This window comes from Sphingomonas sp. FG14 (assembly GCF_057809675.1).
In genome coordinates, this window is the sequence record NZ_JBMDKK010000014.1 from 115,768 (window position 1) to 127,900 (window position 12,133).

12 protein-coding genes are annotated in these 12,133 nt (G+C 65.9%); 3 read left to right on the plus strand and 9 right to left on the minus strand.

All coding sequences use genetic code 11. The annotated features are described in order from the left end of the window. Positions 1-3 precede the first annotated feature (3 nt). Genes ACODTA_RS24175 through ACODTA_RS24185 form a run of 3 tightly spaced genes read right to left on the minus strand, consistent with a single transcriptional unit; the run spans position 4 to position 3,738 of the window. Positions 4-1,050 carry a phosphotransferase gene (locus ACODTA_RS24175; RefSeq protein ID WP_489069451.1) on the minus strand — a complete coding sequence of 349 codons (1,047 nt, stop codon included), beginning with the start codon at positions 1,048-1,050 and terminating at the stop codon, positions 4-6. Beyond that, complete coding sequence (locus ACODTA_RS24180; RefSeq protein ID WP_489069453.1) at positions 1,043-1,966, minus strand: SDR family NAD(P)-dependent oxidoreductase; 924 nt, start codon at positions 1,964-1,966, stop codon at positions 1,043-1,045. The genes ACODTA_RS24175 and ACODTA_RS24180 overlap by 8 nt, the downstream gene beginning before the upstream one ends. A 20-nt stretch (positions 1,967-1,986) precedes the next feature. Continuing rightward, complete coding sequence (locus ACODTA_RS24185; RefSeq protein WP_489069455.1) at positions 1,987-3,738, minus strand: acyl-CoA dehydrogenase family protein; 1,752 nt, start codon at positions 3,736-3,738, stop codon at positions 1,987-1,989. Positions 3,739-3,860: 122 nt separating this feature from the next. On the opposite strand from ACODTA_RS24185, the gene ACODTA_RS24190 reads away from it, so the two are divergent. Beyond that, positions 3,861-4,799, plus strand: a complete 939-nt coding sequence (locus tag ACODTA_RS24190; protein WP_489069457.1) for an alpha/beta hydrolase — start codon at positions 3,861-3,863, stop codon at positions 4,797-4,799. Positions 4,800-4,806: 7 nt separating this feature from the next. Here ACODTA_RS24190 and ACODTA_RS24195 read toward each other — a convergent pair whose 3' ends face one another. Together ACODTA_RS24195 and ACODTA_RS24200 are read right to left on the minus strand one after the other, a co-directional pair. Then, positions 4,807-5,763: a LysR family transcriptional regulator gene (locus ACODTA_RS24195; RefSeq protein WP_489069459.1), complete on the minus strand. Its 957-nt coding sequence runs from the start codon at positions 5,761-5,763 to the stop codon at positions 4,807-4,809. 67 nt (positions 5,764-5,830) lie between these two features. Further along, the gene (locus tag ACODTA_RS24200; RefSeq protein ID WP_489069461.1) at positions 5,831-6,136 is read right to left on the minus strand and encodes a hypothetical protein; all 306 of its coding nucleotides are present in this window, start codon (positions 6,134-6,136) and stop codon (positions 5,831-5,833) included. A gap of 201 nt (positions 6,137-6,337) precedes the next feature. On the opposite strand from ACODTA_RS24200, the gene ACODTA_RS24205 reads away from it, so the two are divergent. Then, a complete protein-coding gene (locus ACODTA_RS24205) occupies positions 6,338-6,934 on the plus strand; it encodes a nitroreductase family protein (RefSeq protein ID WP_489069463.1) in 597 nt (198 codons plus the stop codon). Between the two features lie 7 nt (positions 6,935-6,941). On the opposite strand, the gene ACODTA_RS24210 is transcribed toward ACODTA_RS24205, so the two are convergent. Beyond that, the gene (locus ACODTA_RS24210; protein ID WP_489069465.1) at positions 6,942-7,724 is read right to left on the minus strand and encodes a FadR/GntR family transcriptional regulator; all 783 of its coding nucleotides are present in this window, start codon (positions 7,722-7,724) and stop codon (positions 6,942-6,944) included. A 118-nt stretch (positions 7,725-7,842) separates the two neighbouring features. Between ACODTA_RS24210 and ACODTA_RS24215 the strand changes: the two genes are divergently transcribed. After that, entirely contained in the window at positions 7,843-8,760 is a 918-nt protein-coding gene (locus ACODTA_RS24215) for a dihydrodipicolinate synthase family protein (protein ID WP_489069467.1), read from the plus strand. Positions 8,761-8,817: 57 nt separating this feature from the next. On the opposite strand, the gene ACODTA_RS24220 is transcribed toward ACODTA_RS24215, so the two are convergent. From ACODTA_RS24220 to ACODTA_RS24230, 3 genes are all read right to left on the minus strand, one after another. Continuing rightward, positions 8,818-9,687 carry a hypothetical protein gene (locus tag ACODTA_RS24220; protein WP_489069468.1) on the minus strand — a complete coding sequence of 290 codons (870 nt, stop codon included), beginning with the start codon at positions 9,685-9,687 and terminating at the stop codon, positions 8,818-8,820. 32 nt (positions 9,688-9,719) lie between these two features. After that, a complete protein-coding gene (locus ACODTA_RS24225) occupies positions 9,720-11,456 on the minus strand; it encodes an N-acyl-D-amino-acid deacylase family protein (protein ID WP_489069470.1) in 1,737 nt (578 codons plus the stop codon). A gap of 57 nt (positions 11,457-11,513) precedes the next feature. Continuing rightward, positions 11,514-12,133: 3,4-dihydroxy-2-butanone-4-phosphate synthase (locus ACODTA_RS24230; RefSeq protein ID WP_489069472.1), on the minus strand; the 620-nt coding region annotated here is incomplete at its 5' end.

Below are 12,133 nucleotides of genomic sequence, written 5' to 3' on the forward strand. Positions count from 1 at the left end.
CGTTCAGTTCCCTGCCCGCGTCTGTGCCAGCGCGAGCCCTGCGATCCGGTCGAGCTGCTCCACCGCCGCCGCCGCCTGAGGCGAGGACGCGGTGCCGCGGATCAACCGCCCCTTGATACCGTGGATGATCGCCGCCAGCCGAAACAGGCTGAAGGCCAGGTGGAAATCCAGCCGCTCGATCCCGTCACGCCCTGTCCGCCGGCAATAGTCCACGACATAGGCGGCCTCGCTCGGGATATTGAGCGCGGGCAGGTCAAGCCCGGCGAGCCCGGTCGAGAAGCCGGGCGGCAAGCGATAGACCATCAGGTGATAGGCGAAATCCGCCAGCGGGTGGCCCAGTGTCGAAAGCTCCCAATCGAGTACCGCGACGACGCGCGGCTCGGTGGGATGGAACAGCATGTTGTCGCACCGGAAATCGCCATGGACGATGCCCGTCTCGTCCCCCGGCGGGATATTGGCGGGCAGCCACTCGATCAGCGCGTCCATCGCCGGCACGCGCCCGGCATCGGCATCCTCGAGATACTGGCGTGACCATCGGCCGACCTGCCGTTCGAAATAATTGCCTGGCCGACCGAAATCATCGAGCCCGATCGCGGCGGGATCGATCGAATGCAACCGCGCGATCGTCGCGTTCATCGCGTCGAAATAGGCCGGTCGCGCCGCTTGCGGGACATCGGGAAACGCGGTGTCCCAGAAATTCCGCCCCTCGACGAGTTCCATCACATAGAAGGCGGTGCCGATCACCGCATCGTCCATGCACAGCGCATAAGGTCGCGGCACCGGAAAGCCGATGCCATGCAATGCGGAGATCACGCGAAATTCGCGATCGACCGCATGCGCACCCTTCAGCAACAGGCCCGGCGGCTTGCGGCGCAGCACATAATCGCCGCCGGGCGTGCGCAGACGATAGGTAGGATTGGACTGGCCACCCGCGAACTGCGCGACGGAAAGCGGCCCCGCAAATCCGTCGACATGCGCCGTCATCCAGCGCAGGAGGCCCGCCTCGTCGAAACGATGCGCGGCGCGAACCGGGGCGAGCGCGTCAGCCATTGGCTGCGGCGGCCATCAGCCCGGGAACGCGTGACAGCTCATAATGCGATTGCTCAAGTCCGGTGAGCGGCACGATCTCGTCGCCGCGATCGACGATCCGGTCGAGCCCGGCGAGAACCCGCTCGGGCGCATCCTCGCCATCGCCGACATGGATGCCGCGCGTCAGCGTGATGTGCGCCGCCTCGACGCTCCCCGCCCCCGCGCAAAATATCACCCCGTTGGGCGCGTCATCGCAGACCAGCGCCAGCATCGCGGGCGAAACGGCGGACGGATCGAGCGCGGCGAGTTGCCCCTCGTCCATGATGTCGGCGGTCATGCGCGTCGCCGCCGAGGGCGCTAGGCAATTGACGCGGATGTCGTGTTTGCGCCCCTCCTGAGAGAGCGTCTTCATCAGGCCGACCAGCCCCAGCTTGGCCGCGCCATATTGGGACTGGCCGAAATTGCCGTAGAGCCCGGAGGACGAAGTGGTCATCATGATGCGGCCGCGCTTCTGCGCGGTCATGACGGCCCATACCGCCTTGGTGCAATTGACCGAGCCCATCAGGTGCACCTCGATCACGGTGCGGAAATCGGCGATATCCTGCTTGGCGAAGGTCCGGTCGCGCAGGATGCCGGCATTGTTGACGAGGATGTCGACGCTGCCCCAGGCCGACATCGCCTGATCGACCATCGCACCGACCTGATCGATATTGGTCACATCGGCGCCATTCGCGATCGCCACGCCGCCCGCGCGACGAATGTCCTCGACGACCGCCTCCGCCATCGTCGCATCGCCGCCACTGCCGTCGCGCGCGCCGCCCGGATCGTTGACGACGACCTTCGCGCCCCGCCTGCCCAGCAGCAGCGCATGCGCGCGGCCAAGGCCCCCGCCCGCGCCGGTCACGATCGCCACGCGACCGCTCAGATCGATCGGCATCCCCGAAATCCTCCCAATATCTATAGAAAATCGGCGGGCACGGCGGCCGCCAGGTCGCTGCCGGCCTCGACGGGCCGGAGCCATGCGTCGATGCGCGGCATCTCACGCTCGAAGAAATAGCGGCATGCCCATAGCTTCCCGCCCCTGAACGGCTCGTCCGGCGCGTCGACGCACAGACGCGCGCGATCCAGCCATTGCCAGCCCGCGACACCATGGCCGAAGGCGCGCAGCAGCATGGTGGCATTCGCGGCCAGGGCCAGCGGCTCCGCATTCCGCATCACACCCGCCGCCGCCGCGATCCGCTGCCACCAGCCGTCAAGCTTTTCGGCATGCGCCGCCAATGCGCGGTGCGCCGCGGCGTGCGCGACGGTTTGCGCGATCCGATCGAGAAGCAGCTTCAACGCCGCCTCGTCGCGCAATTTGCGGCCGGCCAGATCGAGCGCCTGGATGCCGGTCGTGCCTTCGTGGATCGGGTTCAATCGATTGTCGCGCCAGAGTTGCTCGACGTCGAAATCGCGGGTGTAGCCGTAACCGCCATGAATCTGGATCGCGATATCGTTGGCGGCCAGACCGAATTCGGATGCCCAGGTCTTGGCGATCGGCGTCAAGAGGCCCAGCAGCGCGTCGGCGGCCGGATCCGCCTCCGCCTCGTCGACGAGCTTCGCGCAATAGAGCACCAGCGCCAGCGCGCCTTCGCCATAGCATTTGGCGGCGAGCAGCATGTCGCGCACATCAGGATGACCGATGATGGGCAAGGATGGTCCGGGCGGCGCGCCCGGCGGGCGCCCTTGCGCACGATCGCGCGCATAGGCCCGCGCATGGCGATAGCCGCGATAGCCGAGCGCCGCCGCGCCCAGCGCGACGCCGATCCGCGCCTCGTTCATCATCTTGAACATTTGCGGCAGCCCTTGCCCGGGCGCCCCGATGATCCAGCCGATGGCGCCCTCGCGCTCGCCGAAATTGAGCAGGCAGTTGGTCGTGCCGCGATAGCCCATCTTATGGTTGAGCCCGGCGACCGCGATGTCGTTGCGCGCGCCCGAAGGCAGGAATTTGGGCACGACGAACAGCGAGAGCCCGCGCGTGCCGGGTGCGACCGCACCGTTCGCGTCGACCGCCTTTGCAAGCACGAGGTGGACGATATTCTCGGCGAGATCGTGATCGCCGCCCGAAATCCACATCTTGTTGCCGCTCAGGCGATAGCGATCACCCAGCGCGTCGCACCCGTCTGCGACGGCCCGGGTCGAAACATCCCCGAGATTGGACCCGGCCTGCGGTTCGGAAAGGCACATGGTGCCGAACCAGCGCCCTTCGATCTGGGGCTGCGCGAACTGCGCGATCTGCGCCTCGCTCGCGAATGCCAGCAACAGGCGCGCATTGGCGGTGGTGAGCATCGGATAGGCCGCGGTCGCGACATTGGCGGCCAGGAATTGCGCGAAGGATGCGTTGGCAAGCAGGCCGGGCAGCCCCATGCCGCCGCGCTCCACCGGAAAGCTCGCCGAGAATAGCCCCAGTTCGGCATAGGCGCGCAACGCGGCGCCGATCTCCGGCAAGGCGTGGACACCCTCGCCATCCAGACGCGGTTCGATGCGATCGGCATCCTTATAGTGCGTCAGAAAGGCGTCGGCGGCGAGGCGCGCGGAAAGATCGAGGATCGCATCCGCGCTCTCGCGGTCGATTCCGTCCGCGCCCTTGCGCGCGATCACCCGATCGAGATCGAGCCAATCCCACAACAGGAACGCCAGTTCGTCTCGCGCGATCAGAACGTCGCTCATCCCACTCCCGATCCGTTCATGCCGATATCCAATAGTTCCCGGACGCGCGCCGCGTCGAATGTCGAAGGCCGATCGAAGGAATCGCAATTGAGCAATTGCGATCGGGCGACCCCGCTTCGACCATGGACGCGACGACAGGAGGGATGATGGGACCGCTCGACCCCGACATGCAGGCGATCCTCGATCGCCGCAACGCGCTGGGCCTGCCCGGCTTCTCGAGCGGATCGCCCGAAGACGCGCGACGCGCCTTCGCCGAGGGGCAGGCGGCGCTTCCGGCAGGCCGGGGCGCACCGGTGCAGGTCATGCGCGACGCGACCCTGGATGGCCCGAATGGCCCCATCGCCGTGCGCCACTATATCGCCGGGAACCGCGCGCATGGGCGCATCCTGTACCTCCATGGCGGCGGCTGGGTGTTCGGCACGCTCTCCGGTTTCGATCCGGTCTGCCGCCAGCTCGCACACGAAAGCGGCGCGGAGGTGATCAGCGTCGATTATCGGCTGGCCCCCGAACATCGCTTTCCCCAGCCGCTCGACGACGCCTGGGCCGCCTTGCAGGCCTGTGCCGACGACGGGCCGATCGCGGTGATGGGCGACAGCGCGGGCGGCAATCTCGCTGCGGCGCTGGCCCTGCGCGCGCGCGATCGCGGCGGCCCCGCGATCGACCTGCAGATATTGCTCTACCCGGTGCTCTCGCCCGATTTCGACCGCGCCTCCTATCACCGGTTCGGCAAGGGCGACTATCTGATCTCGACGGCGGACATGCAGTGGTTCTGGAACCATCATGTTCCGCCCGGCAGCCGGGCACACCCCGAAGCGTCGCCGCTCGCCGCCGCCACGCTGGCGGGCCTGCCGGAAGCCATCATCGTTCTCGCCGGCTGCGATCCGCTTCACGACGAAGGGCTGGCCTATGCCCGCGCGCTCGACGACGCCGGCGTGGACGTCGCGCTCCACGACCATCCGGGCATGGCGCACGGCTTCTTCACGCTGGTCGACCTGCTGCCCATGGCCAATGCGGAGGTCGCGCGCATCGGCCAGGCGATCGCGCGGCGCTTCGCGGACTGAGCCCCGCTCAGTCCTCCTCGGCCAGGCGCTGCCGCACCAGTTCGATGAAGCGCGCGATCAGCGGCGATGCGCTGTCCTTGGGCCACAACATGCTGATCGGCAGCGGCAGATCCAGGTCGACAAGTTCGCGCAGGACGATGTCCGCCGGCGTCCGGTCGGCGCGCGCCGCGGTGATGATGCCCAGCCCGATGCCCGCCGCCGCCAGTTCATAGGCGATGTCCACCGCGGCGACTTCCACCGCGATATTCGGCGAGACGCCGCGCGCGTCGAACGCGGCGATCATCCGGTCGAACAGGCGCGGCGAAAGATGGCGCGCCGGCCACAGCAACGGTTCCGACGCGATGTCGCTCAACTGGACGGAGGACTGGGCCGCGAGGGGATGGTCCGCCGGCAGCGCCAGCATGAAACGATCCTCGCCCACGGGCAGCCGATCGAACTGTTCGGTATCGGTGGATTCGTCGATGACGAAGGCCACATCGACCTCGTCCGCGAGCAGCCGGCTGCGCTGCGCGTCCGACGTCAGCGGATAGGCGCGGAGCTCGACCGCCGGATAAAGCGCACGGAACTCGCGAAGCACCGCCGGCAGCACAGGCCGCCGCAGCATCGCTTCGGAAAAGGACACCCGCAATATGCCGAGATCGCCGTCGGCGATCCGCCGGACATTGCGGCGGGCCTCCTCGATCGACAGCAGGATGCGACGAACGTCATGCGCGAGCGTCTGGCCGGCGGGCGTGATCGCCACGCCCCGCGCCTGGCGCTCGAAGAGCTCGACGCCGCCCAGTTCACGCTCGAGATCGGCAATCCGGCGCGACAGCGCCGATTGCGCGATGTTCAGCCGCTCGGATGCACGATGCAGGTTCTGCTCCTCGGCAACCGCGAGGAAGAAGGGGAAATGCTTGGCGATCCGCAAGGTTCGCAACGTCGCGACCTCGCGGGGGACGGTGGCCGTCGGGGATTTGGACATGCCCGGCGTTATGCTCCGATCGGTGCTGGCTGACCAGATCGGAGTTCCCCTTGCCCGGATGGACGCGTCAGCCGAGAGCAACACGGACCACCGCCTTTCCGCAGATATCGCGCGCGCGCATCACCACTTCCACATCGGCGCGATTGCTGCCGTCGAGATGACGGGCCATCACCCGGCCGGCGACATGATCCGGCGCGAAGCCGTCGGACGGCGCCTGGATCGACACCAGCGAAGCGACCGGGGATCCCGACCATTTGCGGACTAGTTCGCACACCCGCTCGCCCATCGACGCCTCCGGATTGAGGGGAGCATCGAATTCCACCGATTGGCCCAGTCGCACATCCGCGAAGCGAAGCAGGATTGCAGTCATCATCGTCCCTCCATGTCCCGGCCGGGATCAACCTCCGGCCTGCGAAGCCGAGCGTGCTGCGCCCGCCTCTATTCTATCTATCTTATATATAATAAGCGATTCGACAGTGATCGTCAAACAGGAGATCGCCGCATTGCCAAATGGGCGCTGGTCGGGCATCTCATGCTTATATAGCAAAGATAGATATAACAAAGGAGACTTCGCTTGACTGGCATCGCGAACGGCCAAACCACCGGGCCGGCGTCATCGGCGACCGACAGGCTGGCGCTGCGCCGATCCCCCCAGCCCGACGCGCTGGTCGCGCCGGGGCCGGACGCGCACGAAATCGACCGGCTGGTCGAGATCGCGCTACGGGTTCCCGATCATGGCCGCCTCAGCCCGTGGCGGCTCATCCTGATCGCCGGCGCCGCCAAGGAACAATGGGTAACCCGGCTGATGGACCTGGCCGACAAGCGCGAGGACGCCGCCAAGGTCCGGGTCAGCACGCGCAAGCTCAGTTCCGCGCCGCTTGTCGTCGTCGTGGTTTCGGCGGCCACGCCCGGGCACAAGGTGCCGGAATGGGAGCAATGGCTGTCCGCCGGCGCGGTCTGCATGAACGTTCTGAACGGCGCGCACGCCCTGGGCTATGGCGCCAACTGGCTGACCGGCTGGCACGCCTATGACGGGCAGGCGACCGCGCTGCTCGGCCTGGCGGACGGGGAGAAGGTGGCCGGCGTCATCCTGGTCGGCAGCATCGCCGAGGAAGCCGCGCCGCGCCCGCGCGCCGCCGCCGGCGACGTGGCGCGCTGGCTTGAGCCCTGAATGCCGCTCAGGCGCGCAGCGTGTCGGCCTTGATCGTCACATCGGTGCTGAAACCGTGGCGACGCTCGCCCCGGCCACCCGAATAATGCTCGCGAATCGCGCGCTCCGCACCCAGCGCGTCGCCCTCTTCGATGGCGCGGTAAATGCGCTCATGCTCGTGCGCCAGCGACAGCCGCACCGAACGATCGGAAAATGTGCCGTGCACCGATTGATTGAGCGCGAGCAGATCAACCTGCGCCGACCACAGCTTCTCCAGCGCGCCGACCACCAGGCTCATCGTCTCGTTCCCGCAATGATTCACCAGCTCGGTGTGGAATGCACGGGCAAGGCCGATAAAGGTGTTGGGATCGTCGATCGCCGCCATGCAGGCGTCGATATTCTCGCGCAGCTTGGGCAACACCGTCGTCCCGCGATCCGGCCGCGACGCGGCTTCCGCGGCGCAGGCGGGTTCGAGCAGCCGCATGCCGTTGAGCAGGTCCGTGAGCGTGACTGCCTTGGCTTCCAGGACAAGGCCCAGCATATAAGCCGCGGTTCCCGAATGGGGCACATGAACTATGGCCCCGCCGACATTGCCGCGAATGACGGTGATCAGCCCTTCGGTCTCCAGGATCCGAAAGGCCTCGCGGATGCAGGGCGGGCTGACGCCGAACTCCTCCAGCAGCTCCTCCTGCTTGGGCAGCAGATCGCCGTCCGACAGCCTGCCGGACAGAATGCGCGAGCGCAGGCCCGACGCGACGATTTCCGCCACGCGCGGCTGCCGCAACCGGCGCTTCGTCTTGCCGTTGGTCAAAACCGGGCTCCCCCTCGGCCAATCATGCGGGGCGCCGCACAGATGATCTCCATCGGTTCCCGCCGAACTTCCACATCCACAGCAATACGCGCACACTCAATCTTTGCAAGGAGAGACCATGGCCGGTGATGTCACGCGCTACCAGTGCTTTACCATCAGCATCACGCCCTTTTCGGCGGACGGGTCCATCGACGAGCCCGCGCTGCGCAGGCATCTTCGCAAATTGGGTGATGCCGGCATCGGCGTCTATGTCGGCGGCGGCGGCAGCGGCGAGGGCTATACCTTGTCCGCGGAGGAAACGGGCCGGCTGCTCGCGATCGCCGTCGACGAACTCAAGGGCCGCGTGCCGATCCGGGCAATGGGCGTCGAACCCCGCACCGCCAGCCAGATGATCGCCTTTCTGGACCAGGCGAAGCAGGCCGGCGTCGATGCGGCGCAGGTCTATTCGCTTGATGTCGGCCACGGCCATGCCCCGACGCCACGCGAACTCGACGCCTATTTCGGTGACGTCCTGTCCAACAGCGATATCCCGGCGGTCCTCTCCACCCATCAATCGGTCGGCTATGTCATCCCGCCACAGGTGATCATCGATCTGTTCGAGCGGCACACGCAGCTCATCGGGCTCAACATCAGCCACCAGGATCCCAATTATCTGCGCACCTTGGCCGATGCGCTGGGCGATCGGATCGACATCTGCGTCGGCGGCCCGCATCAGGCGCCGATGGCGCTGGCGTTCGGCGCCCATGGCTATCTGTCGTCGGAAGGGAATATCGCGCCTCGCCTGTGCATGGGCGTGATCGCGGCCGCGCAGGCCGGCGACAACCCGGCCTTCCTGGAACGCTGGGGCAAGCTCATGCGGCTGTTCATGGCGCTGTACGGCAATGGCGGCATCCGCGTGACCAAGGCGCTGCTGGAGCATTTCGGCCTGGCGGGCGGCTATCCGCGCGCACCCCGGCTGCCCGCCGAGCCCGAGGCGCTGGCCAAGGCGCTGGCGGTCGTCGAGGCGATCGGTCTCGCCGAGATCGAGGGCTGGTGAACGAAAAACGGCGGGAGCGATGCTCCCGCCGTCCCCGTGACGAACAGAAGAACCCGTCTACTCGGCGGCAACCGCCTGCGGCTCGCCGGGCAGCGGATCGAAACGCGCCACGCGTTCGTCCCAGAAGTCCGACTCGCGCGACGTGTCGATCGTGCGTGCCCCCCGCACGCCGAATTTGCGGCGCGCCTCTTCGAGCGGCAGATCGAGCCATTCCTCATAGCGCGGCATGAAGAGCGCGTCGGATTGCTCGCCCACCTTCATCGCATAATGGGCGAGATCCCACATCCGGGTGAACAATTCGGGATAATGAAGCGGCCCGCGCATGAACATCGGGATGGTGAGCAGCGTATTCTGGACGTTGAGCAGCCCGGCCAGCTCCGCATCGAAGTGACGGAACAGGTTTCCGTATTTCAGGAAGGCGGGCATGATCTCGCCGATCCCATCGAACCCGCCACCGCTCAATATATGCATGATGTCGTGGATCTGGACGCCGCGCAGGAAGAAATATTCGAAGCTGGAGCGCGGCTCGAAACTTGGAATGATATCGACCTGCATGCCCGCGCCGACGAGCTGGGCATACCAGATTCCGCCGACGGATCCTTCCGGACAGGATTTCATATCCTCACGCGTCAGCCGCGCAAGCCAGCGCTCGTCGAGCCACTTGTCGAATTCCGGCCAGTCGCGGCGGGCCTCGTCGAACAGCGTCTCGATCCGCTCGTGATCCTGAACCTCGCGCACCGCCTCGATCAGCATCGGAATGCCATAGGTGGTCGGATAATCGCGCCCGTTGCGCTTCAGGCACTGGGTCGTGACCCATTCGCGGATGCGATAATCGTTCATATATTTGGACGAGCTGATGAGCACGCTGCTCGTCGTATCGACCTTTTGCCGTCCGCGTTGCAGATATGGCAGATCATCCTCGTTCATCGCTTTTTCCCCTCTCCATTGCCGCGCAGCGTTCAGGCGGCCGCCGATGCGACCTTGCGGATGACCGGACCGATGAATTCGCCCGGCAGTTCACCGGTGAATTCGCCCTGTTCGAAGGTCGGGACGCCATTGACGAGCGTCAGGCGCATCGGCGCCGCATCACGCGTGAAGCGCCATGTGAAGCCGCCCTTGCCGTCGGGCACGTCGAACACGCGCTTGAGCGGACGCGATTCGATCTCGTCCAGCTTGAACACCGCGATATCCGCGCGATAGCCGGGCTTCAGCGCGCCGCGATCGCCGAAGTTGAAATGTTCGGCCTGCTTGCCGGTCTGCACGTGGATCGCCTCCTCCAGCGTCAGATCGTTGTTCTTCATATAGGTGGTGAGCAGCAGGATATTCTCGCCGCCGCCACACAGCATCTGACCATGCGCGCCCGCATCGGAGATATTGGCGACGGTCTGGCTGTCCTTCAGCATCTCCACGGTCTGCTCATAGGCCATCGGGTGCGGCACCCGGTTGACGATCGAGTTCACACCGTTGGCGATCACCCAGTCCGCCAGCGCATCCGACGGATGGACACCGCGCTGCTCTGCCAGATCCTTGAGGCTCAGCCCGAGCGGGCCGGCGCCGGTATCCGAATCCATCAGCAGCATCATGTGCGGATTGGCGACCAGCGACTGTTTGAACGCCTTGTTGTCCCAACTGTCACGCGCGCGCGCGCGAAAATCGGGGTCCTCCAGCAGCGCGATCTTCGCCTCGGCGGTCGGCGCCTGCACCACTTCGTGCCAGACATATTCATTGGCCTGGGCGAAGGAGGAACTGCTGAAGAAATTGAGCGCGGTCGTCGGCGGGACATGCGCGAAGCTGGGCCAGAAATCGAAGCCCTCCTGCTTCTGCCGCGCGGTGATCTCCCACATCTTTTCCCGGATCGAATCCTGGAAGCGCAGCAGCCCGCCCGCGCCCGCCATCTGCACGCGCACGCCGCGATCGCGGCACAGATTGCCCAGCCGTTCCATCTGCTCCGGCGCCTTCAGCTTGAAGAAGGTATCGAGGATCACCTGAAGCTGGCTGCCCGGGCGGCTCGCGAGCACGCCGATCAGCGCGGACCATTCGGCATCGTCCGCGACAAGGCTGGGCACCGCGCGATCCTTGCTGTCATGATCCATCAGGTTCGAGGACATGCCAAGCGCGCCGGCATCGATCGCATCCTCCAGCAGCCCGCACATCCGGCGGATCTCGTCCGACGTCGCGACGCGCGTCCAGGCATCCATGCCCATCACCGCGAGGCGGATGGCGATATGGCCGGCATAGCCCGCGACATTGGTCGAGACCCGGCACTTGTCCGACATCGACGCCCAATATTCGGACCAGCTACTCCAATCCCAGGGCAATTGCTCGAGGAACGGCTTCTCGGGCACTTCCTCGAAGAAGGAGAAGATCTTGACCATCTCCATCCGCACTTCGGGATCCGAATGGACGGGCGCCGCCGTGAAGCCGCAATTGCCGATCACGATCGTCGTCACGCCATAGCCGGGCAGCGGATCCAGGCTCGGCTGCCACCACATCACCGCGTCCATATGCGTATGCGGCTCGATGAAGCCGGGCGAAACGATGCAACCTTCCGCATCCACCACCCGCTCGCCATCGCGTGGCGCAAGGCCGGCTGCGATCTCCGCGATCACACCGTCGGCGACGCGGATGTCGGCGGCATAGGACGGCGCGCCGGTGCCATCGACCACCGTTCCGTTCCGAATGAGAATGTCAGTCATGCCGCTCTCCTGTCGATGTTTCCGTTAGACGAACATATTGTATATAAGATTGCAATATTAGTTGTCGCTGGACAGTGGCCTTTGTCCGACGATTTCGATGCCGTAGCCGTCGAGCCCGACATAATTGGTGTCGCTGTTGCTCAGCAGCTCGATCCGATGGATGCCGAGATCGGTCAGGATCTGCGCGCCGATGCCATATTCGCGCAGCGCGACCCGGCGGCCGCCGCTTTCCTCACGCCCATCCTGACGCGCCCGGATGATGCAGGCCACCAGGTCGGGCGCGGGCGAACTCAGCACCACCAGCACGCCGCTGCCCGCCCCCGCGATCGCCATCATCGCATGGTCTAGCATGCCCGAACGGCCATTCTCCTCGGCGAACAGATCGGTCAGCGGCGAATGGACATGCATGCGTACCAGCACCGGCTGGCTGGTATCGATCGCTCCCTTGACCAGAGCGACGACCTCTCCGCCGGAGATCCTGTTGCGATAGCTGATGATCCGCCAGTCCGCGCCCCAGCGGCTCTCGAACTGCATTTCGGCCCGGCGCTCGACGAGATGATCGTGACGCCGGCGATAGGCGATGAGGTCGCGGATGGTGCCGATCTTGAGGCCATGCTCCTGAGCGAAGGCGATCAGGTCGTCCATGCGGGCCATGGTGCCGTCGTCCTTCATGATCT